Genomic DNA, 26,723 nt, shown 5'->3' on the forward strand with positions numbered 1-26,723 from the left:
GATGAACACGCCTGGTAGCGTGACGTAACGCTGCGTCCATCGTGGACTAACCCACGATCGGTCCACGGTGGACTCAGCCCTTACGGGTAAATGCGGCCATTACTCCTCCGCGTCGGATCTTGCCAGGTCACGGTAGTGCGGGCGGAGCACGTCGGTGAGCGGCACGTGCCGCACCTTCACCGGTGGCGCGTCGAGGGCCCGCAGCAGCAGCTCCGGCGGGGTCACACCCCGGGCCGGCCGCTCCCGCAGACGGCCCAGGCTGATCGCCGGCGACCAGAAATCGGCCAGCCGGGCATCGAGCGGCTCCTCCTCGATCGCCAGCGGGTCGATCACGTCCGACGGCTCGGGCGTGCCGCGCAGCGCCTCGAGCAACTCGTCGCGGCCGAGACCACGCCACGCCAGGACCAGGAACGGGTCGTCGTCGAACGCCTCGGCCAGCACGTAGAGCACCGCCGAGCCGTGTTTGCAGGGCTCGCCCCAGTCCGGGCAGTTGCAGTCGATGTCCAGCCGCTCCGGGAACAGCGGCAGCCCCAGCTCGGTGAAGAGGTCGACGATCTCGTGCGGCATCTCACCGGCCAGCAGCGCGGCGCGGTAGAGGGCCCGGGAGCCGAGCGCGTCGATCACATCCGACCAGCGGGCGTCGTCGTAGGCGGAGACGCGGATCGTCACCTCGTACGGCCTCGGGCGTGACCCCTGGACCCGGCCCAGCACCCGGCCCGGCGACAGAGCGAAGTCGATGACCTGGCCCTTCCGGGCGTAGCCGCGCCCACGGGAGAGACGGCCGGGGTCGCAGACCTCCTCCAGGATGTCCACGAACCGACGGGACCACCACTGCTCGCCGATCTTGCCGCGCTTGGACCGGACCGCCAGCCCGCCGTCGACCTGGATCGGCCGCGCGCTTTCGAAGAAGGCCATCAGCGGACCGCCCCCGGGTCGAGCGCGAACAGCTCGCGCAGCTGGTCGGTGCTCAGGTCGGTGATCCACTCCTCGCCGGTCCCGACGACCGAGGAGGCCAGCGCCTTTTTCCGCTCGATCATCGCGTCGATCTTCTCCTCCAGCGTCCCGGTGCAGATGAACTTACGGACCTGCACGTCCCGCGACTGCCCGATCCGGAAGGCGCGGTCGGTGGCCTGGTCCTCGACCGCCGGGTTCCACCACCTGTCGAAGTGGACGACGTGATTGGCGGCGGTCAGGTTGAGACCGGTGCCGGCCGCCTTGAGCGACAGCAGGAACAGCATCGGCTCAGCCGACGTCTGGAACCGCTCGACCAGCTCGTCCCGCCGGGCCTTGCTCAGGCCGCCGTGCAGCCAGAGCACCGGACGGTCGGTGTGCGCGGCCAGGTAGGGCTGCAACAGGGTGCCCCACTCGGCGTACTGCGTGAAGATCAGGGCCTTGTCGCCGTCCTCGATGATCTCGTCGGCCAGTTCCTCCAGACGGGCCAGCTTGCCGGACCGGCCGGGCAGCCGGGACGCGTCCTTGAGCAGGTGGGCCGGGTGGTTGCAGACCTGTTTGAGTTTCATCATCGCGGCCAGCACGTTGCCGCGGCGCTGAATGCCCTCGCTGCTCTCGATCTCGGCCATCATGTCCTCGACCACGGCCTGGTAGAGGGTGGCCTGCTCGGGTGTGAGCGTGCACCACACCTTCATCTCGTTCTTCTCCGGAAGGTCCGAGATGATGGTCTTGTCGGTTTTCAGGCGGCGCAGCACGAACGGCCCGGTGGCCCGTTTCAGGGCGGCGGTGGCGTCCTCGTCCTGCCGGCTCTCGATCGGCTCCTGGAACCGGCGGCGGAACCGTTTGGCCGGCCCGAGCAGCCCCGGATTGCAGAAATCCATGATCGACCAGAGTTCGGCGAGATGGTTCTCCACGGGGGTGCCGGTCAGCGCCACCCGGGTCCGCGCCGGGATGGCCCGGACCGCCTGCGACTGCCTGGTCCCGCTGTTCTTGATCGCCTGGGCCTCGTCACAGACCACCCGGCTCCAGGTCACGCCACGCAGCGTCGCCAGGTCACGCAGCGCCGTGCCGTAGGTGGTGATCACCAGATCGGCCCCGGCGACCGCCTCGTCGAACTCCTCGCCGCGCAGCCGGGTGCCACCGTGATGGACGTAGACCCGCAGGCCCGGCGCGAACCTCGCGGCCTCTTTGAACCAGTTGCTGACCAGCGACATCGGGCAGATCAACAGCGTTTTCGCGCCCTCATCGGTCAGCAGCAGCGACAACGTCTGGGCGGTCTTGCCCAGACCCATGTCGTCAGCGAGGATCCCGCCCAGGCCGAGACGACCCAAAAAGGTCAACCACGACAAACCCCTCTCCTGGTACGGCCGGAGGGCCCCCTGGAATCCCGGTGGAGTGGGCATCGGGCTCAGCCGCTCGGCCGCCTGCCCGGACAGCAGATCACCGAGATCCCCGTCGGCGTCCACCTCGACCAACGGCAGATCCTCGTCGCCGCCCTCGACCACCCGCTGGAGCAGCTCACCCGCGGTGATCTCCCCCTCGCGCCGCTGCCCGACCGCCTTCAGTGCCGCCTTGAGCTGCCGGTCGTCGAGCTCCACCCACTGCCCGCGCACCCGCACCATCGGCACCTTGAGCCGGGCCAGCTCGGCCAGTTCCTCGGCGCTCACCACACTGTCGCCGATCACCAGGTCGAGCCGGAAGTCGACCAGCTGCTCCAGGCCGAACCCGGAATCCGCCGCGGCCCGGCCGGAACTCGCCGCCGACTTGGTGCGCGTGGTCATCTTCAGCCCCACCGCCTTACGGCCGGCCCACGCGGGCAGCTGTACCCCGAACCCGGCGGCCTGCAACAGCGGGGCGGCCTGACGCAGGAACTCATAGGCCTCGCCGGTGTTCAGCGTCATCACGGCCGGACGCTGCTCCAGCAGGGCCACGTGCAGCAGCGGGAACAGGCGCACGGCCCGGCCCAGCCCGGCGAGCAGCGTCTCGTCGGGCCGCTGGGGCAGGCCGGGGAAACGCGCGCCCGCCCACAGATCCTCGGCGGGTAGATAGAGCGCCGGATCCTCGGCTGACTGGAGCGCGAACTCCATCGCCCACTCGTCGGACTCCGGCGCCGGCTCGATCAGCCGGAAACTGACCCGGATCGGGCCGTGCGCCTCGTTGGCCGCCCGCATCCAGTCGTCGAGCGCCCGGCGCAGGTCACGGACATCGCCCTCGGCGGTGCCGGGCAGGGCCGGGTCACCGGTGAGGGCGGCGAGCCAGCGGTCCGGCAGGGCGGCTTTCGGCCCCGGGCGCTGACCGACCATGAGACGGTCCGGCAGGACGGCCCGGGCCGCGCTGTCCAGCAGCCACTCGAGAGCGTCCCGCACCGTACGCCCGAGAGGTTGGCCCTCGCCCGCGGCCCGGACCACCGGCGGCATGCCCGCCGCGAAATCCCGGAAGGAGGCGGTGTCGCCGCCGGTCAGCACCGGCCGCCAGCGAGCCGTCGGCACCCCGCCCTCGACCACCAGCTGCGGCAGCATCCGGCCGCGCCGGGCCAGGTCACAGGCGTATCCGGCGAGCAGCCGGAGATAACGCAGCGACGCCCCGGCGACCCACTGATCGTCCAGATCGGGCTCGGCGAGGGCTTCGAGTGCCCGCTCGGGTGGCACCGTCAGAGCCGGAACGGTCCAGGCGCCGAGCTTGACGCCCCGAGCCGTGGTGTCGAGGCCGGTCTCCGGCGACGGAAGCGGGCCACGGCCGGTCCCGGGGAGCGTGAGCTGCATCGAACCGGCGACTGCCCCGGGCAGCTCGGGAAGATCAGCCGTCGCGAACGGGTGTGGACGGGATCTCGCCCGCGAACTCGTGGTCAGCGGCAGGCCCGGATCCTCAGCCCAGACGATCAGCCCGCTGCCGGGCACCCACCCACCGTGCACGACGAGCACATTCAACTCCTGAACGTCACCCCGGAAACTTTGCGTCGACACTAGCTCCCGGCCGGTGACAGCCCGGTGACCCGCGCCGCTGCCGAGGGACGCCCGGTGGACGTACGCTTCAGACCGTGACCGCGAACCCGGAGATCGACAGCATCCTGCAGCGCGGAGCCGACGGCGGGCGCATCACGCCCGAGGAGGCCCTGCTCCTCTATACCGAGGCCCCGTTCCACGCGCTGGGCGAGGCGGCCGACGCGGTCCGGCGCCGGCGTCATCCCGAGGGCATCGTCACCTACCTGATCGACCGCAACATCAACTACACGAACGTCTGCGTGACGGCGTGCAAGTTCTGTGCGTTCTTCCGGGCCCCCAAACACAAGGAGGGCTGGGCGCACCCGACCGAGGAGATCCTGCGCCGGGCCGGCGAGGCGGTCGACCTCGGCGCCACCCAGGTGATGCTCCAGGGCGGCCACCACCCCGACTTCGGCGTGGAGTATTACGAGAATCTCTTCTCCTCGGTCAAGCAGGCGTTCCCGCAGCTGGCGATCCACTCGATCGGCCCGAGCGAGATCCTGCACATGGCCAAGGTCGACGGTGTCTCCATCGAGGAGGCGGTGATCCGGATCAAGGCGGCCGGGCTGGACTCGATCGCCGGCGCCGGCGCCGAGATGCTGCCGGACCGGCCGCGCAAGGCGATCGCCCCGCTCAAGGAGAGCGGTGCCCGCTGGCTGGAGGTGATGGCCATCGCGCACCGGCACGGCCTCTCCTCGACGGCGACCATGATGATGGGCACCGGCGAGACCAACTTCGAGCGCATCGAGCACATCCGGATGATCCGTGAGGTGCAGGACCTGGCCGTGGCCAACGGCTACTCCGACGTCCCGGTCGAGCAGTCGCACGAGGTGGGTGGCTTCCGGGCCTTCATCCCGTGGACCTACCAGCCGGAGAACAACCATCTGAAGGGCCGCACCCAGGCCACCACGATGGAGTACCTGCGTTTCATCGCCGTCTCCCGGCTGTTCTTCGACAATGTGTCGCACCTCCAGGCGTCCTGGCTCACCACCGGCAAGGACATCGGCCAGCTCTCGCTGCACATGGGTGTCGACGATCTGGGCTCGATCATGCTGGAGGAGAACGTGATCTCCTCGGCCGGCGCCAAGCACCGGTCGAACCTCCAGGAGCTGATCTCGATGATCCGCACCGCGGACCGCATCCCGGCCTGGCGTGACACCTGGTACAGGCATCTCGCCGTGCACCACACGCCGGCCGACGACCCGACCGACGACCGCGTGGTCTCGCACTTCAGCTCGATCGCGCTGCCCGGCGGCGGGGTCCGCAAGAACCTTCCCCTGGTCGACGCCTCCTGAGTCAAACCAGTCCCTTCGGGGGGTGGCAGTCAGCCGTTCGGCCAGGTTCGGATCGTCGGACCGGTGAGGCCGGGTTGCTCCTTCGTAACGAGCCCGGCGGTTGGCTGTACCGGGTCGTTCCCGCTGGTTACGTTGCCTCTTGTAAGGCACCGGTAACACTCATGCGTCGCCAGCCGCGGTCAGCGTCGGTGACGAGCAGTCGGACCCGACCGATGGCGGTCGTATATATAACGCACAAGGCACGGGCGGGATGGGAAACCATCCCGCCCGTTCTGTTGTGCGAGGTGCTGGCATTGTTAGACCCGTGACGCGCGCAGATCTGGACAAGCAGCCGCACGAGGTCGCCGAGATGTTCGACGGCGTGGCCCACCGGTATGACCTGACCAACACCGTGATCTCGTTCGGCCAGGATCGGGGCTGGCGGCGGGCCACCCGGGCCGCTCTCGGGTTGCGGCCGGGGGAGCGGGTGCTGGACGTGGGCGCCGGGACCGGCGTCTCGACCGAGGAGCTGGGCCGGTCGGGCGCGTTCGCGGTCGGCGCGGACATCTCGGTGGGCATGCTGCGGGCGGGTCGCCGGGTGCGGGCCGAGGTGCCGCTGCTGGCCGGTGACGCGCTGCGGCTGCCGTTCGCGGACGCCACCTTCGACGCCGTGACGATCTCCTTCGCGCTGCGCAACGTGGTCGACACCGGGGCCGCGCTGCGCGAGTTCGCCCGGGTGGTCCGGCCGGGCGGCCGCCTGGTGGTGTGCGAGTTCAGCCACCCGGTCAACGGCGCCTTCCGTACCGTCTACCTCCAGTACCTGATGCGGTCGCTGCCGGCGGTGGCGCGTGCGGTGGCGAGCAACCCGGAGGCGTATGTCTACCTCGCCGAGTCGATCCGGGCCTGGCCGGACCAGCAGGGCCTGGCGACCCGGATCGCCGAGGCCGGCCCGTGGGACCGGGTGGGCTGGCGGAACCTCACCGGCGGCATCGTGGCGCTCCATCGAGCCACTCGGGTGTAAAAAACGTATTTTGCGAACAACGCGGTGAATGCGCTGTTTTGCTCGAGTTATGACTGATATCGGGCAACTCGACGACACCGACATCGACCTCGCCATCGACGAGGGTGAAGCGGGCGAGCGCCGTGCCACCGAACTGGCCACCCGGCTCCGGGCGGTCGCGGCGCAGGACCCCGATCTTGCCCAGGATCTGGTCGAAGGGCTGATCGTGGCGCTCGACCGGGCGATGGGCGGGACCATCCGCGAACACCTTGACGGTCCGGCGCTCGGTGTGGCGGAGCGGGTCCTTCAGGTGCCTGAGCAGGGACGTTAGTGCCGTCGAAACAATTAGGCAGACCTAAGCGCAAAGATCTTCGATTGTCGGCCTACACTCCGATCGAGGCATGCTTGTGAACTAATTCACGAGCGTTCCGAGTGAGACGGAGGTTGGACCGTGAACGACCACGTACCGAGTGGGCCCGTCGCCGACGAGGCGGACGTGATCGTGGTCGGAGCGGGCCCGGGCGGCTCCGCGGCGGCGTACCACCTGGCTCGGCACGGCGTCCGGGTCCTGCTCCTGGAGAAGACCGAGTTCCCCCGCGAGAAGGTCTGCGGCGACGGTCTCACACCCCGTGCCGTCCGTCAGCTGATCCGGATGGGCGTCGACACCTCGGAGAAGGCCGGCTGGTTGCAGAACCGGGGCCTGCGGGTGATCGGCGGCGGCGTCCGGCTGGAGCTGGACTGGCCCGAGCTCGCCAGCTTCCCCAACTACGGTCTCGTCCGTACCCGGATGGACTTCGACGACATGCTGGCCCGGCGCGCGGTCGAGGCCGGCGCCCTGCTGCGGACCGGGGTCAACGTCACCGGCCCGGTGCAGAACGACGACGGGTACGTGATCGGCGTCGAGGCCAAGGTCGGCCCGGACAAGGAGCCGGTTCAGTTCCGCGCGCCGCTGGTGATCACCGCGGACGGCGTCTCCGGCAAGTTCCCGCTGGCCCTGGGCCTGGCCAAGCGCGACGACCGGCCGCTCGGTGTGGCGGTCCGGCGGTATTACCACTCGGCTGTGAAGGCCGACGACGACTATCTGGAGTCCTGGCTGGAGCTGCGCAGCGCGCAGGACCCGGCACGGCTCCTGCCCGGGTACGGCTGGATCTTCGGCCTGGGCGACGGCCGGGTGAACGTGGGTCTCGGCATCCTCAACTCCTCGGACGCGTTCGGTAAGACGAACTACCGGCACCTGCTCACCGACTGGCTCGGCAGCACCCCGGAGGAGTGGGGCCTGCGCGACGAGGCGAACGCGGACGGCCCGACGCTCGGCGCCGCGCTCCCGATGGGCTTCAACCGGGTGCCGCACTACACCCGTGGCGTGCTGCTGGTCGGTGACTCCGGCGGCATGGTCAACCCGATGAACGGCGAGGGCATCGCCTACGCGATGGAGTCCGGCGAGATGGCGGCCGAGGTGGCGGTGCAGGCTCTGGCCCGCCCGTTCGGCCCCGAGCGCGAGCGGGCCCTGCAGGCGTACCCCGCCGAGTTGAGTCTCCGGTTCGGTGGTTACTACCGGATCGGCGGGATCTTCGTGAAGTTGATCGGCAACCCGCAGATCATGCGACTGGCCACCAAATACGGCATGCCGCAGCCGCTGCTCATGAAGTTCGTCCTCAAGCTCCTGGCCAACCTCACCGACCCCCGGGGTGGCGACGCCATGGATCGCATCATCAACGGTTTGACCAAGGTGGCGCCCTCCGTCTGACTTCGAAATCGGGCAAATCAGGCACCCCGACCAAAGGACAGCACAACCACAGTAACTAGTGTGAAGCGGCTAACAGTCGTACGGGAGTAGAAATGACGATCAACCCTTATGTCCCGATCGTCGGGTTGCTGATTCTAGGCGCCCTGTTCGCGTTGTTCTCGGTGTCCGTCGCCCCCATCGTCGGGCCCAAGCGCTTCAACCGCGCGAAACTCGACGCTTATGAGTGCGGAATCGAGCCGGCGCCACAACCGATCGGTGGCGGGCGGTTCCCGGTGAAGTTCTACCTGACCGCCATGCTCTTCATCATCTTCGACATCGAGACCATCTTCCTGTACCCGTGGGCCGTCTCCTTCGACATGCTCGGCCTGTTCGGGTTCGTGGAGATGGTCCTGTTCATCCTCACCGTCTTCATCGCCTACGCGTATGTGTGGCGGCGTGGCGGCCTCAACTGGGACTGATGTGACATGGGAATCGAAGAGAAACTCCCGGCAGGCATCCTGCTGACGAGCGTCGAGAAACTGTCCAACTACGCTCGGAAGTCATCGTTCTGGGGCGCCACGTTCGGCCTCGCCTGCTGCGCCATCGAGATGATGGCCTCCGGTGGTCCCCACTACGACCTCGGTCGCTGGGGGATGGAGGTGTTCCGGGCCTCGCCCCGTCAGGCCGACCTGATGATCGTGGCGGGCCGGGTCAGCCAGAAGATGGCCCCGGTGGTCCGGCAGATCTACGACCAGATGCCCGAGCCGCGATCGGTGATCTCGATGGGCGTCTGTGCGTCGTCCGGCGGGATGTTCAACAACTACGCGATCGTGCAGGGCGTCGACCACATCATCCCGGTCGACATCTACCTCCCGGGCTGCCCGCCGCGACCCGAGATGCTGATCGACGCGATCCTCAAGATGCGCGAAAAGGTCATGGCGCAACCGCTCGGCCCCAACGGCCGCAAGATGCTCGAAGCTCGGCAGGCCGAGGGCCGAGTTCCGGTCGTCGCTCCGGGTGCCATGCCGTCGTCCTACCGCGTGGACAAGGTCCGTCGCGAAGAATGGACGCAGGCCGTTAAAGAGGGACGCGAAGAGCAATTGCGGATCGAGAACTGGATGAAACTCCAGCCGCATTTGCGGGAGGCTCACAAATGAGTATTGAACCCGGAACTCAGGGTAGTGTCCCGGCGGGCGCCGAATTGGGTGCTCCGGCACAGACGCCGCCCAGCCCGGATAAGGGCATGTTCGGCGTCAAGGGGACCGGAGACGTTTCCGGCTTCGGTCGCCTGGTCCGCCCCCGACCTGCTGTTTTTGACAGCCCACGGCCTTACGGCGGGTATTTCGACGACGTCTATGACGCGTTGGAAGAAGCTTATCCGGCCATCTCCGAAGCCATCGAGAAGGTGGTCGTAGATAGGGCCGAGCTCACACTTCACGTACGCGCCGAGCACATCGCTGAGGTGTGTCAGGTAATGCGTGACGACGCCTCTCTGCGCTTCGAACTGTGTTCGTCCGTTGACGCAGTGGATTATCTGGGCTCCGACGAGCGCCGTTTCCACGTCGCTTATCAATTGACGTCGATGACCTATCGCCGCCGGGTGCGGCTGGAGGTCGCGGTGGCCGAGGGCGTCACCGTTCCGAGCGTCACCCGGGTCTACCCGACCGCCGACTGGCAGGAGCGGGAGGTCTACGACATGTTCGGCGTCGTCTTCGCCGGCCATCCGAACCTGACCCGGATCCTCATGCCGGACGACTGGGAGGGCCACCCCCAGCGCAAGGACTACCCGCTCGGCGGCGTGCCCGTCGAGTACAAGGGCGCCGAGATTCCGCCTCCCGACCAGCGGAGGGTCTACCAGTGACCACATCTGAGTACGCGACCGAGCGCGAGACCACCGAGGGCCGGGTCTTCACGGTCACCGGCGGCGACTGGGACAGCATCACGTCCAGCATCGACCCGCTCAGCAACGAGAAGATCGTCGTCAACATGGGTCCGCAGCACCCGTCGACACACGGCGTGCTGCGGCTCGTGCTGGAGCTCGAGGGCGAGACGGTCACCGAGGTCCGCCCGGTCGTCGGGTACCTGCACACCGGCATCGAGAAGAACCTCGAATACCGGAACTGGACGCAGGGCGTCACGTTCGTGACCCGCATGGACTACCTCGCGAACATGTCGAACGAGACGGCCTACTGCCTCGCGGTGGAGAAGCTGCTCGGCGTCACCGACCAGATCACCGATCGCACCAACACGATCCGCGTGATGTTCATGGAGCTCCAGCGGATCGCCTCGCACCTGGTCTGGCTCGCGACCACGGGCATGGAGCTGGGCGCGATCTCGATGATGCTGTACGGCTTCCGCGAGCGGGAGTACATCCTCGACATCTTCGAGGAGACCTCCGGCCTGCGGATGAACAACGGCTACATCCGCCCCGGCGGCCTCGCCCAGGACGTGCCGGACTCGGCGATCCGCAAGATCCGCGACTTCCTCAAGTACCTGCCGAAGAAGCTCAAGGAATACGAGGCCATGCTGTCCGGCCAGATCATCTGGCAGCAGCGGACGCAGGGCGTCGCCGTGCTGGACGTGACCGGGTGCCTCGCGCTCGGCGTCACCGGCCCGGTGCTGCGCTCGGCCGGCCTGCCCTGGGACCTGCGCAAGACCATGCCGTACTGCGGTTACGAGAACTACGAGTTCGACGTGCCGACCGCGACGACCGCCGACGTCTGGGGTCGTTACCTGGTCCGGATGGCGGAGATCCGCGAGTCGCTGAAGATCGTCGAGCAGGCTCTGGACCGGCTCAAGCCCGGTCCGATCTGGATCGAGGACAAGAAGATCGCCTGGCCGTCGCAGCTCGCGCTCGGCCTGGACGGGCTCGGGAACTCCCTCGAACATGTCGCCAAGATCATGGGTCAGTCGATGGAATCGCTGATCCACCACTTCAAGCTCGTCACCGAGGGCTTCCGGGTTCCGCCTGGTCAAGTCTATGTCGCGGTCGAGCACCCGCGTGGCGAACTCGGCGTACACGCGGTCTCCGACGGTGGCACCCACCCCTACCGGGTGCACTACCGCGAGCCGAGCTTCGTGAACCTCCAGGCCATCCCCGCGATGGCCGAGGGCGCCCTGCTGGCCGACGTCATCGCCGGCGGCGCCTCGCTGGATCCCGTGATGGGTGGGTGTGACCGATGACAACGGTGGAATTCTCGCCGGCCGCCGAACCGCTGGCGGCGAAGCTTCTCGAACCGGCCAGGGAGATCCTGGCCCGGTACCCGGCCGGCCGGGAGCGTTCGGCGCTGCTGCCCCTGCTGCACCTGGTGCAGACCGAGGAGGGCTTCGTCAGCCCGAACGGGGTGGCGTTCTGCGCCGAGATCCTCGGCATCAACAAGGCCCAGGTCGGGGCGGTCGCAACCTTCTACACCATGTACAAACGCCGGCCCACCGGTGAGTACCTGGTCAGCGTCTGCACCAACACCCTCTGCAACGTCATGGGCGGCCAGGAGGTGTACGACGGACTGGTCGAGCACCTCGGCGTCGGCCACGGCGAGACCTCAGCTGACGGCAAGATCACGCTCGAGCACGCCGAGTGCCTCGCGGCCTGCGACTACGCGCCGGTGGTGACGGTCAACTACGACTTCACCGTCGACCAGGCGACCCCGGACAGCGCGGTCGAGCTGGTGGAGAACCTGCGCCAGGGCCGGGAGCAGGCCTCCTCGCGTGGCGCGCGGATCTGCTCGCTCAAGGAGATGCAGTACCAGCTGGCCGGGTTCGCCGACCCCCGCGAAGGCGCGGTCGCCGACGGGGTGGCCGGCGCGCCGACCCTGCGCGGTGTGCGGCTCGCACAGGAGCACGGCGTGGCGGTGGCCGGGTTCGACCCGGACACCCCGATCACCAAGACCAAGCCGGTCGAGCGCAGCAAGGAGGGGCAGAAGTGACACAGCCTCGACAGGAGCTCCTCCAGAAGCTCACCCCGGTGCTGACCAAGCGCTGGCTGTCGCCCGACGCCTGGCAGATCGGGGTCTACGAGCAGCTGGACGGCTATCGCGCGCTGCGCAAGGCGCTCGACGTGCACCCGGACGACCTGATCCAGCTGATCAAGGACTCCGGCTTGCGCGGCCGCGGCGGCGCCGGCTTCCCGACCGGTCTCAAGTGGGGCTTCATCCCGCAGGGCGACGGCAAGCCGCACTACCTCGTGATCAACGCGGACGAGGGCGAGCCGGGCACCTGCAAGGACCTGCCGCTGATGACCTACGACCCGCACTCGCTGGTCGAGGGCGCGATCATCGCCTCCTACGCGATCCGTGCGAACCGGGCGTTCATCTACATCCGCGGTGAGGCGGTGCACGCCGCGCGGCGGCTGCGCCACGCGGTCCAGGAGGCGTACGCCAAGGGGTACCTCGGCCAGAACATCCTGGGCACGGGCTTCGATCTCGACCTGGTCGTCCACAGCGGCGCCGGCGCGTACATCTGTGGTGAAGAGACCGCACTGCTGGACTCTCTCGAAGGGTTCCGTGGGCAGCCCCGTCTCCGCCCGCCGTTCCCGGCCATCGCCGGGCTCTACGCGAGCCCGACCGTGGTCAACAACGTCGGCACCATCGCCAGTGTGCCGTACATCGTGCTGGGCGGCGCCGACTGGTGGAAGAGCATGGGTACGGAGAAGTCGTCCGGCCCGATGATCTACTCGCTGTCCGGCCGGGTGGTCAATCCCGGTCAGTACGAGTGCGGCCTCGGCATCACCCTGCGCGAGCTGATCGAGCTGGCCGGCGGCATGCAGCCGGGTCACCAGCTGAAGTTCTGGACGCCCGGTGGTTCGTCGACGCCGCTGCTGACCGCCGAGCACATCGACACCGCGATGGACTTCGAGGGTGTGGCGGCGGCCGGGTCGATCCTCGGCACCACGGCGATGCAGATCTTCTCCGACCAGGACTGCCCGGTCTACAACACGTGGCGGTGGCTGGAGTTCTACCACCACGAGTCGTGCGGCAAGTGCACCCCGTGCCGGGAGGGCAACTACTGGATGGTGCGCACCTACCGGCGGATCCTCGCCGGTCACGGCACCGTCAAGGACCTGGACACCCTCCAGGACACCGCGGACAACATCTTCGGCCGGTCCTTCTGCGGCCTCGGCGACGGCGCGGCGACGCCTGTCGTGTCGACGCTCAAGTGGTTCCGGGACGACTACCTCGGCTACATCGAGGGCCGCACCGCCCCGCGGCTCTCCGAGAAGTCCCTCGTAGGAGCGCACTGATGACGGACGTTCAGAAGAGGGCCGACCAGGTCACCCTCATCATCGACGGGGTCGAGGTGACCGCGGAGAAGGGCGAGCTGCTCATCCGCGTCGCCGAACGGATGGGAACCGCCATCCCGCGGTTCTGTGACCACCCGCTGCTGGCCCCGGCCGGCGCCTGCCGGCAGTGCCTCGTCGAGGTGGAGGGCCAGCGCAAGCCGGTCGCCTCCTGCACCCAGACGGTGGCCGAGGGCATGGTCGTCAAGACCCAGCTCAGCTCGCCGGTCGCCGCGAAGGCGCAGGCCGGCGTGATGGAGCTGCTGCTGATCAACCACCCGCTCGACTGCCCCACCTGCGACAAGGGTGGTGAGTGCCCGCTGCAGAACCAGGCGATGAGCACCGGCCGCGCCGACTCGCGGTTCAAGGAGGAGAAGCGGGAGTACGAGAAGCCGATCCACATCTCCAGCCAGGTGCTGCTGGACCGGGAGCGCTGCGTGCTCTGCCAGCGCTGCACCAGGTTCTCCGAGGAGATCGCCGGCGACAAGTTCATCGACCTGATGGACAGGTCCTCCGGCGAGCAGATCAACGTCTACCGGGACGACTTCTTCGGGGGCACCGGCACCGGCGACGGGCAGGTCGGCGAGGGTGACGGCGACGTCGCGTTCAACTCGTACTTCTCCGGCAACACCATCCAGATCTGCCCGGTCGGCGCGCTCACCGGTGAGCAGTACCGGTTCCGGGCCCGCCCGTTCGACCTGGTCTCCTCGCCGAGCGCCTGCGAGCACTGCGCCTCCGGCTGCTCGCAGCGCACCGACCACCGGCGCGGGAAGGTGCTGCGCCGACTGGCCGGCGACGACCCGGCGGTGAACGAGGAGTGGAACTGCGACAAGGGCCGCTGGGGCTTCCGCTACGCCACGGCCACCGACCGGATCCTCACCCCGCAGATCCGCGACGCCAAGACCGGTGAGCTGCGGGAGGCCTCCTGGAGCGAGGCGCTGCTCGCCGCGGCCGAAGGACTCAAGGCCGCCCAGGAACGTGGCGTCGGGGTCCTGCCCGGTGGCCGGCTCACCGTCGAGGACGCGTACGCCTACGCGAAGTTCGCGCGGGCCGTCCTCGGCACCAACGACGTCGACTTCCGGGCCCGGCCCATCCGCGCGACGGGTTCCGCGGTGACCACGACCGAGGAGGCCGACTTCCTGGCCGCCGCGGTCGCCGGGATCACCGAGGTGACCTACGAGCAGGTCGAGAACGCCCCGTCGGTGGTGCTCGCCGGGCTGGAGCCGGAGGAGGAGTCACCCATCCTCTTCCTGCGCCTGCGTAAGGGTCACATCCGCCGGAAGCTCAGGGTCACGGCGGTTTCGCCGTACCTCTCCCGCGGTTTGGAGAAGCTCGGCGCCGCGCTCGTCGCGGCAGTCCCCGGTGACGAAGCACACATCCTCGCGTCCGACGCCGCCGTGGCGGAGGCGCTCGGCGCACCGGGCGCCCTGCTGATCGTCGGCGAGCGTCTGGCCACCGTGCCGGGTGCGCTCAGCGCGGCGGCCGCCCTGGCCGCCCGCACCGGCGCGAAGCTTGCGTGGGTGCCCCGCCGGGCCGGCGACCGCGGCGCCATCGACGCCGGTCTGCTGCCGAACCTGCTGCCCGGCGGCCGTCCGGTCACCGACGACTCGGCTCGCGCCGCGCTGTCGCTGGCCTGGGGGGCCGAGGCGGGTGTGCTGCCCGGAACGCCCGGCCGCGACACCGACCGGATCATCGCGGCGGCCGCGGACGGCACCCTCGGCGCCCTGCTCGTCGGTGGCGTCGACCCGGCCGACCTGGCCGACCCGGCGCTCGCCGAGAACGCGCTGGACACGGTGCCGTTCCTGGTCAGCCTGGAGATGCGGCAGAGCGCGGTGACCCGGCGGGCCGACGTCGTCCTGCCGATCGCGCCGGCCGTCGAGAAGGCCGGCACATACATGGACTGGGAGGGCCGGCTCCGGTCGTTCGACGCGGTGCTGAAGAGCACCGCGATGACCGACGGCCGGGTGCTCGAAGCGATCGCCGCCCTGCTCGACGTCAGCCTGAACACCGGTGACGTCAACGCGGTCCGGCGTGAGCTGGGCGGACTGCCCGGCAGCACGGTGCCGAGCGCGATCCTTCCGGGTGTCGAGGCGGCGCGTCCGGCGCAGCCGGGGGAGAACCAGGCGGTTCTCGCCACCTGGCACCAGCTGATCGACCTGGGTTCGCTGCTCGACGGCGACCAGGTGCTGGCCGGCACCGCCCGGCCGCCGGTGGCCCGGCTCGGCAAGGACCTGGCCGAGTCGCTCGGACTCGCCGACGGTGACCTGGTCACGGTCGGCACCGACCGGGGCTCGATCACGCTGCCGGCCGCGATCACCGACCTGCCGCCGCGGGTGGTGTGGCTGCCGACGAACTCACCGGGCTCGACGGTCCGGCGCAGTCTCGGGGTCACCGCCGGTGCGGTGGTCACGCTGACGGCCGGCGTCCCCGGCCCGATCCTCGCCGAGGAAGTGGCTCGATGACTTCTTTCGTCACGGCGGCCACCGCCGTCGATCCGACGCTCGAGACGTTCGAGAACGACATCTGGTGGATCGTCCTGATCAAGCTGGTCGGCGTGTTCGCGCTGCTCCTGCTGCTGACGCTGTTCACCATCAACTACGAGCGCAAGGTCGTGGCCCGGATGGCGGTCCGTCCGGGCCCCAACCAGGTCGGCCCCAAGGGCTGGTTGCAGAGCCTCACCGACGGCCTGAAGCTGCCGTTCAAAGAGGAGATCATCCCGAAGACCGCCGACAAGGTGGTCTACTTCATCGCCCCGGTGATCTCCGCTACCACCGCGTTCACCGCGTTCTCGGTGATGCCGTTCGGCGGCGTGGTGAACATGTTCGGTCACCAGACCGCGCTCCAGCTCACCGACGTGCCGGTCTCGGTGCTGGTGCTGCTGGCCTGCTCGTCGATGAGCGTCTACGGCGTGGTGCTGGCGGGCTGGGCGTCCGGCTCGACCTACCCGCTGCTGGGTGGTCTGCGGTCGAGCGCGCAGATGATCTCGTACGAGGTCGCGATGGGTCTGTCCATCGTGGCGGTGTTCATGACCGCCGGCACGATGAGCACCTCGCAGATCGTCGCGGCGCAGGCCTCCGGCGACCCGGTGCAGCTCTTCGGCTTCGAGGTGACCGCGCCCGGCTGGTACGCGGTCCAGCTCCTGCCGAGCTTCATCATCTACATGATCGCGGCGGTCGGTGAGACCAACCGGGCCCCGTTCGACCTGCCCGAGGCGGAGTCCGAGCTGGTCGGCGGCTTCCACACGGAGTACTCGTCGTTCAAGTTCGCGCTCTTCTTCCTCGCCGAGTACATCAACATGATCACCGTCTCGGCCTTCGCGACCACGCTCTTCCTGGGCGGATGGCGGGCTCCGGCCCCGATCACCACGTTCTGGGAGGGTGCGAACTCCGGCTACTGGCCGCTGCTCTGGTTCTTCGGCAAGGTGCTGATCCTGCTCTTCGGCTTCATCTGGCTGCGGGCCACGCTCCCCCGGATGCGCTACGACCAGTTCATGCGCTTCGGGTGGAAGGTCCTCATCCCGGTCAGCCTGGTGTGGATCCTCTTCCTGGCGTTCTTCAAGGTCGCCCGCAGCGGCGCCATCTCGGACACCACCCGCTGGGTCACCACAGGCGTCGTGGCGGTGCTCGTGCTGGCCATCGCCTGGGGCTGGCCGTCGCCGAAGAAACCGAAGCAGCTCTCCATCGAGGAGGAGCTGCATCAGCGGCCACCGGGCAGTTTCCCGGTCCCGCCGATGGACCTCCAGGTCCCGCCGAGCCCCCGAGTCCGGCGCGAAGTGGCCGAACGCGACCCCGTTACGAAGGAGGTGTGACGTGGGTACGTTCACCGGCTCCTTCAAGGGTTTCGGCGTGACCTTCGCGCACATGTTCCGCAAGGTGATCACGACCGACTACCCGTTCTCCCCGCCGAAGCCGGCGCCGCGCTACCACGGGCGGCACATCCTCAACCGCCACCCGGACGGCCTGGAGAAGTGCATCGGCTGCGAGCTGTGCGCCTGGGCCTGCCCGGCCGACGCGATCTACGTCGAGGGCGGCGACAACACCGACGATCAGCGGTTCTCGCCGGGCGAGCGGTACGCGAAGATCTACCAGATCAACTACGCGCGGTGCATCTTCTGCGGTCTGTGCATCGAGGCCTGCCCGACCCGGTCGCTGACCATGAGCAACGAGTACGAGCTGGCCCGCGACAACCGCCAGGACCTGATCTTCACGAAGAAGGAGCTCCTGGCCCCGCTGCTGCCGGGCATGGAGCAGCCGCCGCACCCGATGCGCCTGGGTGACACCGACAAGGACTACTACGTCGGCGCGCTCACCAACCCGGGCACGTCGGTCGGCGCCGAGAAGGCCCCGATCTCCCAGGGGGGCGACGAGTGAACGCCGTCTCCACGGGTGAGCAGGTCGCCTTCTGGATCCTCGGCTCGCTGGCCGTGATCGGGGCGCTCGGCATGGTGCTGGCCCGCAACGCGGTGCACTCCGCGCTGTGGCTTGTCGTCACGATGCTGAACCTCGGGTTCTTCTACGTGATCAACTCGGCGCCGTTCCTCGGTTTCGTGCAGATCATCGTCTACACCGGCGCGATCATGATGCTGTTCCTGTTCGTGCTGATGCTGGTCGGCCGGGACGCGTCGGACTCGCTGATCGAGACGTTGCGGGGCCAGCGGATCGCGGCGATCGTGCTCGGTGTCGGCTTCGCGGCGCTGATCGGCGCCGGCCTGGCCCGCGCGCTCGGCTCGACCTTCACGGTCGGCCTGGACCAGGCCAACGCGAACGGCAACGTCGAGGGCCTGGCCTCGCTCCTGTTCACCAAGTACGTCTTCGCGTTCGAGGTCACCTCGGCGCTGCTGATCACGGCCGCCGTCGGCGCCATGATCCTGGCGCACGTCGAGAAGGCCAAGGAGGACGTGCGTGACCAGGTGACCCGGATGAAGGAACGCTTCCGCCCGGGCAACTACCCCGGTCCGAAGCCCGGCCCCGGCATCTACGCGAACACCATGTCGGTGGCCGCGCCGGCCCGGCTGCCGGACGGCAACGGGGCCGAGCGGAGCATCTCGCCGATCCTGCCGGTTCGTGAGCTGAGCCAGTCGGAGGCCGCGCCGAAGGGAACCGAGAAGTGACTCCCGACTACTACCTGGTCCTGTCGGCCATCCTGTTCACCATCGGCGCTGCCGGGGTGCTCGTCCGGCGCAACGCGATCGTGCTGTTCATGTGCATCGAGTTGATGCTCAACGCCGCCAACCTCGCGCTGATCACCTTCAGCCGGATCAACGGCGGCCTGGACGGCCAGATCATCTCGTTCTTCGTGATGGTCGTCGCGGCGGCTGAGGTCGTGGTCGGCCTCGCCATCATCATGTCGATCTTCCGTACGCGACGCTCGGCGAGCGTCGACGACGCGAACCTCCTGAAGTACTGAAGGGGCATTTCGTGGAACACACATTCGCCCCGGCGACGGGAGTGCTGAGCAACATCTGGTTGCTCGTGGCCATCCCGCTGGCCAGTGCGACGATCCTGCTGCTGCTCGGTAAGCGGTCCGACCGCTGGGGGCACTGGCTCGGCGTGGCCTCGGTCGCGGCGTCGTTCGTACTCGGGCTGATCTTCTTTTTCAATCTCTCCGGTCTTGACCCGGCGAAGCGTTCCGCTGAGCTGAGTCTCTGGGACTTCATCGTGGTCGGCGATCTGCACGTCGACTTCGGTCTGCTCTTCGACCCGCTGGCCGGCGTCTTCGTCCTGCTGATCACCGGTGTCGGCTCCCTGATCCACCTGTACGCGGTGGGTTACATGGAGCACGACCCCGGGCGACGGAAGTTCTTCGCCTACTTCAACCTGTTCGTCTCGGCGATGCTTCTGCTGGTCCTGGGCAACAACTACGTGATGCTGTACTTCGGCTGGGAGGGCGTCGGTCTGGCGTCGTACCTGCTGATCTCGTTCTGGTATACCAAGCCCTCGGCGGCGACCGCGGGCAAGAAGGCGTTCCTGATGAACCGGGTCGGCGACGCCGGCCTGGCGATCGGCATCTTCCTGATGTTCACCGAGCTGGGCACCACCCAGTACGACGGCGTCTTCAACGGCGTCGACTCGCTGGCCGCCGGAACCATCCTGGTGATGGGCATCCTGCTGCTGCTCGGTGCCTGCGGTAAGTCCGGCCAGTTCCCGCTGCAGGCCTGGCTCCCGGACGCGATGGAGGGCCCGACCCCGGTCTCCGCCCTCATCCACGCGGCGACCATGGTCACCGCCGGTGTCTACCTGATCGCCCGGTCCAACCCGATCTTCTCGGCCAACGAGACGCTGCAGCTGATCGTGGTCAGCATCGGTGCGATCACCCTGCTGATGGGCTGTCTCATCGGCGCGGCCAAGGACGACATCAAGCGGATCCTGGCCTGGTCGACGGTCTCCCAGATCGGCTACATGTTCCTCGGCGTCGGGCTCGGCGGCGGGGCGTACGCCCTGGCCATCGTGCACCTGCTGGCGCACGGCTTCTTCAAGGCCAACATGTTCCTCGGGGCCGGCTCGGTCATGCACGGGATGCACGACCAGGTCGACATCCGGCGGTTCGGTGGCCTGTCCAAGCACATGAAGATCACCTGGCTGACCTTCGGCACCGGCTGGCTCGCGATCATCGGCATCCCGCCGCTCTCCGGCTTCTTCTCCAAGGAGCCGATCATCGCGGCCGCCTTCGAGGGCGAAGGATGGCAGCCCTGGGTCTTCGGCGGTGCGGCCCTGCTTGGCGCGGGTCTGACCGGCTTCTACATGACCCGGCTCTTCGTGCTCACGTTCCACGGTCCGGCCCGCTGGACCGAGGACAACCAGCACCCGCACGAGTCGCCGGCGATCATGACGATTCCGCTGATCCTGCTGGCGATCGGCTCGGTCGGCGCGGGCGTTCTGATGGCCAGCACCGTGCCGGACTGGCTGACGCCGGTTCTCGGTGAGCACAGCGAGGAGCACGCGACAGTGCTCCCGCATCTGGCGCTGCAGATCCTGGGCGTCGTGATCCCGGTGATCGGGGCGGGGCTGGCCTGGGCGCTGTTCCGCAAGGGCACCGCGCTCGAGCCGGAGCCGGCCGGCGTGCTGGTCACCGCGGCGCGGCGCAACCTGTACACCGACGCGTTCAACGAGGCGGTCTTCGAGCGGCCCGGCATCTACCTGACCCGGGCGCTGGTCTTCCTCGACAACCGGGGGATCGACGGCCTGGTCAACGGCATCGCCGCCGGCATCGGCGGTGGTTCCGGCAGGCTGCGGCGGCTCCAGACCGGATTCGTCCGGTCGTACGCCCTGTCGATGCTCACCGGCGCCATGCTCGTGGTCGGCGCCTTCCTCGCGATCCAGCTGGGGTGGTTGGCGTGAAAGATTTCCCGTTCCTTTCCGTCCTCACCCTCCTGCCCCTGGTGGGCGCGTTGGTGGTGGCCTTCATCCCGAGGGCCAAGGCCGAGCTGGCCAAGGCGGTCGCGCTGGGCTGGTCCCTGCTCGTCCTGGTGCTGAGCGTCTTCATGTGGGTCGCGTGGACCGTCAAGGACGGCCCGCGATTCCAGTTCCGGGAGTCGTACGCCTGGATCCCGTCCTGGGGCGTGAACTTCACGTTCGCCGCCGACGGCATCGCGCTCGTCATGCTGATGCTGATCGCCGTCCTGTTCCCGGTCGTGATCCTGGCGTCCTGGAACGACGTCGACCAGAGCACCCGGTCGGCCCCGGCCTACTTCGCGCTGCTGCTGTCCTTCGAGTTCACGATGATCGGGGTGTTCGCCGCGGCGGACATCTTCCTGTTCTACGTGTTCTTCGAGATCATGCTGATCCCGATGTACTTCATCATCGGGTCGTTCGGCAGCGGCCAGAAGCAGTACGCGGCGGTCAAGTTCTTCCTCTACAGCCTGGTCGGCGGCCTCTTCATGCTGGCCTCGGTGATCGGCCTGTGGGTGCTCGGCGGGAACACCTTCGACTTCACCGAGCTGGCCAAGGCGACCGCGTCGATCGACCAGAACACCGCGCGGTGGCTGTTCCTCGGCTTCTTCGTGGCGTTCGCGATCAAGGCGCCGTTCTTCCCGTTCCACACCTGGCTGCCGGACTCCGGTGGCGCAGCTCCGGCCGGCGCCGCTGCGCTGCTGGTCGGCGTGATGGACAAGGTCGGCACGTTCGGCATCCTGCGCTACTGCCTCTCGCTCTTCCCTGAGGCGTCACGCTGGTTCGCCCCGGCCGCCATGGCTCTCGCGGTGATCGGCATCATCTACGCGGCCCTGCTCGCGGTCGGCCAGAACGACCTGAAGCGCCTGGTGTCGTACACCTCGATCGCGCACTTCGGTTTCATCGGTATCGGCATCTTCGCCTTCACCACCCAGGCCGGCACCGGCGCGGTGCTCTACATGGTCAACCACGGCCTGGCCACCGGCCTGCTGTTCATCGTGGTCGGCATGTTCGTCGCCCGGCGCGGGTCGTCGCTGGTCAGCGACTTCGGCGGGGCCGGCAAGCTGATGCCGGTGCTGGCCGGGGTGCTGTTCTTCGCCGGCCTCGCCTCGCTGGCGCTGCCCGGCACCGCACCCTTCGTCAGTGAGTTCCTGGTCCTGATCGGCACCTTCAGCACCAACAAGGGGTACGCCGTGGTGGCCACCCTGGGCATCGTGCTGGCCGCGGCGTACGTGCTGTGGATGATCCAGCGGACCACCCAGGGCACCCTGAACCCGGCCCTCACCGAGGTGCCGGCGATGTCGAAGGACATCACCCTGCGCGAGAAGGTGGTCGTCGCGCCGCTGATCGCGCTCCTGCTGGTGCTCGGCTTCTACCCGAAGCCGGTCACCGATGTGATCAACCCGGCGGTGGAGGCGACCATGCTGGACGTCGGTGTGCAGGACCCGGTTCCCACGGTGGAAGCCGGCGGAAAGGTGGGCGGCTGAGATGGAACCGTTGAAACTGCCCCCGATCGACTACGGGGCGCTGCTCCCGATGCTGATCCTCTTCGGCGCAGCCTGCCTCGGCGTGCTCGTCGAGGTGGCCGTGCCGCGCCGGGCCCGCAACGCGGTCCAGCTGGCGCTGGCGCTGGTCGCCGTGGTGGTCTCGCTGTCCGCGGTGATCATGGAGCGCGGCACCCGGACGATCACCATCGGCGGAGCGGTCGCCGTGGACGGGCCGACCCTGTTCCTCCAGGGCGCGATCCTGGTGCTCGGCGGGGTGTCGCTGCTGCTGATCGGCGAGCGCTCGATCGAGCGTGGCGGCGTGTTCGTCTCGCAGGCCGCGGTCACCGTCGGCTCGCAGAAGGACGCCAAGCAGGCGAGCAGTGAGCCGGGCGCCACCGAGGTGTACCCGCTCACGGTCTTCGCGCTCGGCGGCATGCTCCTCTTCGTGGCGGCGAACGACCTGCTCACCATGTTCGTGGCGCTGGAGGTCTTCTCGCTGCCGCTCTACCTGCTGTGCGCGCTGGCCCGTCGCCGGCGGCTGCTCAGCCAGGAGGCGGCGCTCAAGTACTTCCTGCTCGGCTCGTACGCCTCGGCGTTCTTCCTGTTCGGGGTGGCCTTCATCTACGGCTTCGCGGGCGGGATCCAGCTCGGTGACGTGCACGAGGCGGTCGCCAACCCGCAGCGCAGCCAGGTGCTGCTCTACGTGGGTCTGGCGATGGTCTCGATCGGCCTGCTCTTCAAGGCCGCGCTCGCGCCGTTCCACGTCTGGACGCCGGACGTCTACCAGGGCGCGCCCACGCCGATCACCGCGTTCATGGCGGCCTGCACCAAGGTCGCCGCCTTCGGGGCCCTGCTGCGGGTGCTGTACGTGGCGTTCGAGGGGGTGCGCTGGGACTTCCAGCCGATCCTCGGCGGCATCGCGGTGCTGACCATGTTCATCGGCGCGATCCTGGCGGTCACCCAGACCGACCTGAAGCGCCTGCTGGCCTACTCGTCGATCGCGAACGCCGGATACCTCATGGTGGGTGTCCTGGCGCTCAACGACCGGGGCCTCAGCGGCACGATGTTCTACCTGGTGGCGTACGGGTTCTCGGTGCTCGCCGCGTTCGCGATCATCAGCCTGGTCCGTGACGCCGACGGCGAGGCCACCCACCTGTCCCGGTGGGCCGGCATCGGCCGGAAGAGCCCGCTGCTCGCCGGGGTCTTCACGTTCATCCTGCTCGCCTTCGCCGGCATTCCGCTGACCAGCGGCTTCTCCAGCAAGTTCGCGGTCTTCGGAGCGGCGGCCGCGGGTGGGCAGACGTGGCTGGTCATCTTCGGTGTGATCAGCAGCATGCTGCTGGCCTTCCCGTACGTGCGGGTGATCGTGCTGATGTGGCTCTCCGAGCCGGGTGAGACCACTCCGGCGGTCTCCATCCCGGGTTTCCTCACCTCGGCGGTGCTGGGTCTCGGTGTGCTCGTCACGGTGGCGCTGGGCGTGGCGCCGGACGCGCTGCTCGACCTCACGCAACAGGCATCCGAGTTCGTTCGCTGATTCTGATCAGCGCGTGGAGGCCCCGGCGATGCCGGGGCCTCCGTCGTTCCCGGACCGTTTATCGGTTGTCGACCATGATCGTCTAACCTCGCCGCGTGTCTGATCCGACAGCGCTCAACGAGACCCTCCAGGCCTACCGGACATGTGAGTTCGCGACGCTGACCAAGAGCGGGGCGCCGGTCGCCTGGCCGACCTCCGGGCTGGTCCGCGCAGACGGCACGATCCTGCTCACCACCTCGCTCGGATACCCGCAGAAGGCGTTCAACGTCCGACGGGACGGGCGGGTCGCACTGCTCTTCTCCGACCCCACCGCGAGCGGTCTGAAGCAGCCCGAGCAGATTCTGGTACGGGGTGAGGCGATCTGCCCCGACGAGATCCACGTGCGGCCCGACGGCGACCTGGAGAGGTTCTGGGAGCTGTTGCTGGCCCGGCAGCCCCACTCGCAGTCCTACCTGGACTGGCCGATGACGGCGATGACCGATTTCTACTACATGCGGCTGCTGATCACGGTCACGCCGACCGAGGTGGTGCAGCGACCGCTGCCCGTGCCCTCCCGCCCCAAGGTGACGTCGATGCTCGGCACCGAGGTGCTCGCCGGCTTCGACTCGGCGGTGCTGACCGCCGTCGACAAGGCCGGCGCCCCGGTGCTGCTGCGGACCACGGTGAACGTGGCGTCCGGTGGGTACCGGGTCGACGTGCCGGACGACGTGCCGGTCGCCGAGGGCCCGGCCGGGTTGCTCGTGCACCGCCACGACGACAAGCTGTGGAACCTCTACAACGCGAGCGTCCGGGGCGAACTGATCGCCGACGGAAACGGCTGGCTGCTCAAACCGGACCGTCTCGTCGAGCCCGGCGCCCGGCACAAGGGGAGCGCGCTCGACCAGTTCCGCATCCTGCGGGAGACCAAGGCGGCCACCAAGCGGTACCTCGAACGCCGTGGGCTGGCCCGTCCGGTGATCCCGTGGGCGGACTACCGGGCGATCCGGTCCCGGGTCCGAAACGGGAGCTGAGGGGCCGTACCCCAGGTGTCGGATTCTTGATCTTGTCCCATGCCACCCTGGGACAGAAAGCGGTAGGGCCGTATGGCAAGGTGAATGCGTGGTGAGCACCGGTGATCTGACCCCGCGCGATCTCGCGCTGTCATCGCTGGGCCTCGACGTCGATCCCGCGATGGACGAGTCGGTGTCTGCGACGCTGGCCGCTGTGGAGGTTGCGCTGAGGGGCCATGTGGCCAGCGCCGATCCACTGGTGGCCGAGGCCGCGCGTCATCTTGCCGACGCCGGCGGCAAGCGGTTCCGGCCGCTGCTCGTCGCGCTCGGGGCGCAGTTCGGCGACCCGGAGTCGCCACAAATCGTCGACGCGGCGAACGTCGTGGAGCTGACCCATCTGGCCACGCTCTACCACGACGACGTCATGGATGAGGCGCTGGTGCGCCGGGGAGCGCCGAGCGCGAATGCGCGGTGGGGCAACTCGGTGGCCATCCTGGTCGGTGACTACCTCTTCGCCCAGGCCGCCGATCTGGCCGCCACCCTCGGCACCGAGGCGGTCCATCTCCAGGCGCAGACGTTCGCGCGGCTGGTGCACGGGCAGATCGCCGAGACGGTCGGCCCGCGCGGCACCGACCCGATCGAGCACCATCTCCACGTCATCACCGAGAAGACGGCGTCCCTGATCGCCACGGCGGCCCGTTTCGGCGGGCTGTTCTCCGGCGCGCGCCCGGAGTTCGTGGAGGCGCTCGCCGGTTATGGCGAGACCATCGGCATCGCCTTCCAGCTCTCCGACGACCTGCTCGACATCGCGAGCGAGTCGGTCCAGTCCGGCAAGACGCCCGGCACCGACCTGCGTGAGGGTGTCCCGACGCTGCCGGTGCTCTATGCGCTGGCCGGTGACGACACCGACGCCTCCGCGGTCCGGTTGCGGGAGCTGCTGTCGGCCGGTCCGATCACCGACGACGAGCTGCACGCCGAGGCGCTGACGCTGCTGCGTGAGTCGGCGGCGATGAAACGGGCGCGGGAGACCGTGCGGTCCTACGCCGAGGAGGCGCGGGCCAGGCTGGCGCCGTTGCCGGCCGGTGAGGCGAAACGGACGATGGAAGCGCTCTGCGACTTCATCGCCGACCGTACTAGCTGAGCCGTCTCAACCCACTCGCCCACGTTTGCGTGGGTTAAAAGGGGCATTTCGGAATTTCTCCACTGCGGACAGTTCCGTCGGTCGCACGCGCTGTGTAAATCGACCGTGATCCACTCCTGTTTGGCATTCCGTCCGAGGCCGATTGTTCATATGGTGTAAGTCCCTGGCCTCGGAGGTAGCTGTGCGTGACCCCCTAGCGGAGCCGTCAGATCTCATCCGGAGCGTTTCGCGTGCCCTGCGCGTGCTCGAGTCCGTGGGCCGGGCTCCGCGCGGACTCACCGTGAAACAGATAGCCCGTCGATGCGAGCTGACCGTCGCGACGACGTACCACCTCGTCCGCACGCTGGCCTACGAGGGCTACGTGATCCGGCGCGAGGACGGCACGTACATCGTCGGGCTCGAGATCGCCGATCGATACCGTGAGCTGGTCTCGGCCTTCCGTGGGCCGCCCGCCGTCGGTGAGGCGCTGCGGCGGGCCGCTGTCGACAGTGGATACAGCCATTACCTGGGCCGGTTCGTCGGCGGCCGGATAGCGGTCACCGCCTCCGCCGAGGGGGCCCGCTCCCCGTTCCTCGACGATGTGGCGCCCGGCTTCGACGAGGGCGGGCACGCCACCGCGCTCGGCAAGGCGCTGCTCGCCACGCTCACGCCCGACCAGCGTTCGCGCTATCTGCGTGACTACGGGATGCGGGCATTCACCCCGGCCACCCTCACCACGCCCGAGGCGCTGGAGGCCGACCTGGCCGCCGGTGAGCGCCGCGGCATGCAGATCGAGATGGGTCAGTTCCGGCAGGGCCTCGCATCCGCCGCGGTGGTCGTCGTCGCCGACCGGGACATGGAGCGCCGGCTCGTCCTGGCCTGCTCGATGCCCGCCGCCGAGATGCTGACCTCGGCCCGTGTGGTCCGGGCGAAACTCACCGCAGCCGCGCGGAACGTGGCGGAAGCCCTGTCCGGAGGCGAGTCCGCAACCGCCTGAA

Annotated in this window: 22 protein-coding genes and 1 pseudogene; 21 read left to right on the plus strand and 2 right to left on the minus strand. The window is 68.6% G+C overall.

Translation table 11 applies throughout. From position 1 onward, the window contains the following. Positions 1–99 precede the first annotated feature (99 nt). Both AB0E94_RS03930 and AB0E94_RS03935 read right to left on the minus strand, forming a co-directional pair. Positions 100–915, minus strand: coding sequence for an SWIM zinc finger family protein (locus AB0E94_RS03930; protein WP_360322130.1), 816 nt, complete (start codon positions 913–915; stop codon positions 100–102). Next, on the minus strand, positions 915–3,872 hold the full coding sequence (locus AB0E94_RS03935; RefSeq protein WP_360322133.1) for a DEAD/DEAH box helicase: 2,958 nt from the start codon (positions 3,870–3,872) through the stop codon (positions 915–917). Before AB0E94_RS03935 ends, AB0E94_RS03930 begins: the two co-directional genes overlap by 1 nt. Positions 3,873–3,988: 116 nt before the next feature. On the opposite strand from AB0E94_RS03935, the gene mqnC reads away from it, so the two are divergent. The 21 genes and pseudogenes from mqnC to AB0E94_RS04040 all read left to right on the plus strand — a co-directional run bounded on the left by mqnC (position 3,989) and on the right by AB0E94_RS04040 (position 26,722). Beyond that, a complete protein-coding gene (gene mqnC / locus AB0E94_RS03940) occupies positions 3,989–5,227 on the plus strand; it encodes a cyclic dehypoxanthinyl futalosine synthase (protein ID WP_360322136.1) in 1,239 nt (412 codons plus the stop codon). Positions 5,228–5,477: 250 nt separating this feature from the next. Beyond that, positions 5,478–6,227 (plus strand): demethylmenaquinone methyltransferase, encoded by a 750-nt coding sequence (locus AB0E94_RS03945; RefSeq protein ID WP_360322139.1) that lies wholly within the window; start codon positions 5,478–5,480, stop codon positions 6,225–6,227. A gap of 49 nt (positions 6,228–6,276) precedes the next feature. Then, positions 6,277–6,537, plus strand: coding sequence for a hypothetical protein (locus AB0E94_RS03950; protein ID WP_317789080.1), 261 nt, complete (start codon positions 6,277–6,279; stop codon positions 6,535–6,537). Between the two features lie 120 nt (positions 6,538–6,657). After that, positions 6,658–7,953, plus strand: coding sequence for a geranylgeranyl reductase family protein (locus tag AB0E94_RS03955; RefSeq protein ID WP_360322143.1), 1,296 nt, complete (start codon positions 6,658–6,660; stop codon positions 7,951–7,953). A 98-nt stretch (positions 7,954–8,051) separates the two neighbouring features. Next, the gene (locus AB0E94_RS03960; protein WP_109599105.1) at positions 8,052–8,411 is read left to right on the plus strand and encodes an NADH-quinone oxidoreductase subunit A; all 360 of its coding nucleotides are present in this window, start codon (positions 8,052–8,054) and stop codon (positions 8,409–8,411) included. 6 nt (positions 8,412–8,417) lie between these two features. Then, a complete protein-coding gene (locus AB0E94_RS03965; protein ID WP_360322146.1) occupies positions 8,418–9,089 on the plus strand; it encodes an NADH-quinone oxidoreductase subunit B family protein in 672 nt (223 codons plus the stop codon). Then, entirely contained in the window at positions 9,086–9,793 is a 708-nt protein-coding gene (locus AB0E94_RS03970; RefSeq protein ID WP_360322149.1) for an NADH-quinone oxidoreductase subunit C, read from the plus strand. Before AB0E94_RS03965 ends, AB0E94_RS03970 begins: the two co-directional genes overlap by 4 nt. Next, positions 9,790–11,115: an NADH-quinone oxidoreductase subunit D gene (locus AB0E94_RS03975; protein ID WP_360322152.1), complete on the plus strand. Its 1,326-nt coding sequence runs from the start codon at positions 9,790–9,792 to the stop codon at positions 11,113–11,115. The genes AB0E94_RS03970 and AB0E94_RS03975 overlap by 4 nt, the downstream gene beginning before the upstream one ends. Beyond that, positions 11,112–11,813 (plus strand): annotated as a pseudogene (nuoE, locus tag AB0E94_RS03980) (NADH-quinone oxidoreductase subunit NuoE); the annotation flags it as partial. The gene AB0E94_RS03975 and the pseudogene nuoE, both read left to right, overlap by 4 nt. Before the next feature lie 41 nt (positions 11,814–11,854). Further along, positions 11,855–13,171 carry an NADH-quinone oxidoreductase subunit NuoF gene (gene nuoF, locus AB0E94_RS03985; RefSeq protein ID WP_360322156.1) on the plus strand — a complete coding sequence of 439 codons (1,317 nt, stop codon included), beginning with the start codon at positions 11,855–11,857 and terminating at the stop codon, positions 13,169–13,171. Further along, a complete protein-coding gene (locus AB0E94_RS03990) occupies positions 13,171–15,669 on the plus strand; it encodes an NADH-quinone oxidoreductase subunit G (RefSeq protein ID WP_360322159.1) in 2,499 nt (832 codons plus the stop codon). The genes nuoF and AB0E94_RS03990 overlap by 1 nt, the downstream gene beginning before the upstream one ends. Next, entirely contained in the window at positions 15,666–17,015 is a 1,350-nt protein-coding gene (nuoH, locus tag AB0E94_RS03995; protein ID WP_360322162.1) for an NADH-quinone oxidoreductase subunit NuoH, read from the plus strand. Before AB0E94_RS03990 ends, nuoH begins: the two co-directional genes overlap by 4 nt. Position 17,016: 1 nt before the next feature. Then, entirely contained in the window at positions 17,017–17,577 is a 561-nt protein-coding gene (nuoI, locus tag AB0E94_RS04000; protein ID WP_360322165.1) for an NADH-quinone oxidoreductase subunit NuoI, read from the plus strand. Then, positions 17,574–18,317, plus strand: coding sequence for an NADH-quinone oxidoreductase subunit J (locus tag AB0E94_RS04005; RefSeq protein ID WP_360322168.1), 744 nt, complete (start codon positions 17,574–17,576; stop codon positions 18,315–18,317). The genes nuoI and AB0E94_RS04005 overlap by 4 nt, the downstream gene beginning before the upstream one ends. Beyond that, entirely contained in the window at positions 18,314–18,613 is a 300-nt protein-coding gene (gene nuoK / locus AB0E94_RS04010) for an NADH-quinone oxidoreductase subunit NuoK (RefSeq protein WP_093620071.1), read from the plus strand. The genes AB0E94_RS04005 and nuoK overlap by 4 nt, the downstream gene beginning before the upstream one ends. 11 nt (positions 18,614–18,624) lie before the next feature. Next, the gene (nuoL, locus tag AB0E94_RS04015) at positions 18,625–20,544 is read left to right on the plus strand and encodes an NADH-quinone oxidoreductase subunit L (protein WP_360322171.1); all 1,920 of its coding nucleotides are present in this window, start codon (positions 18,625–18,627) and stop codon (positions 20,542–20,544) included. After that, complete coding sequence (locus AB0E94_RS04020; RefSeq protein ID WP_360322174.1) at positions 20,541–22,082, plus strand: NADH-quinone oxidoreductase subunit M; 1,542 nt, start codon at positions 20,541–20,543, stop codon at positions 22,080–22,082. The genes nuoL and AB0E94_RS04020 overlap by 4 nt, the downstream gene beginning before the upstream one ends. 1 nt (position 22,083) lies before the next feature. After that, positions 22,084–23,616: an NADH-quinone oxidoreductase subunit NuoN gene (nuoN, locus tag AB0E94_RS04025; RefSeq protein ID WP_360322177.1), complete on the plus strand. Its 1,533-nt coding sequence runs from the start codon at positions 22,084–22,086 to the stop codon at positions 23,614–23,616. A gap of 95 nt (positions 23,617–23,711) precedes the next feature. Beyond that, entirely contained in the window at positions 23,712–24,626 is a 915-nt protein-coding gene (locus AB0E94_RS04030) for a pyridoxamine 5'-phosphate oxidase family protein (RefSeq protein WP_360322180.1), read from the plus strand. Positions 24,627–24,786: 160 nt separating this feature from the next. Continuing rightward, positions 24,787–25,746 (plus strand): polyprenyl synthetase family protein, encoded by a 960-nt coding sequence (locus AB0E94_RS04035; protein ID WP_360322737.1) that lies wholly within the window; start codon positions 24,787–24,789, stop codon positions 25,744–25,746. 181 nt (positions 25,747–25,927) lie between these two features. Beyond that, positions 25,928–26,722: an IclR family transcriptional regulator C-terminal domain-containing protein gene (locus tag AB0E94_RS04040; RefSeq protein WP_360322183.1), complete on the plus strand. Its 795-nt coding sequence runs from the start codon at positions 25,928–25,930 to the stop codon at positions 26,720–26,722. Position 26,723 lies beyond the last annotated feature (1 nt).

Origin of the sequence: Actinoplanes sp. NPDC026670 (assembly GCF_040638175.1) — a bacterium.
Lineage (GTDB): Bacteria > Actinomycetota > Actinomycetes > Mycobacteriales > Micromonosporaceae > Actinoplanes.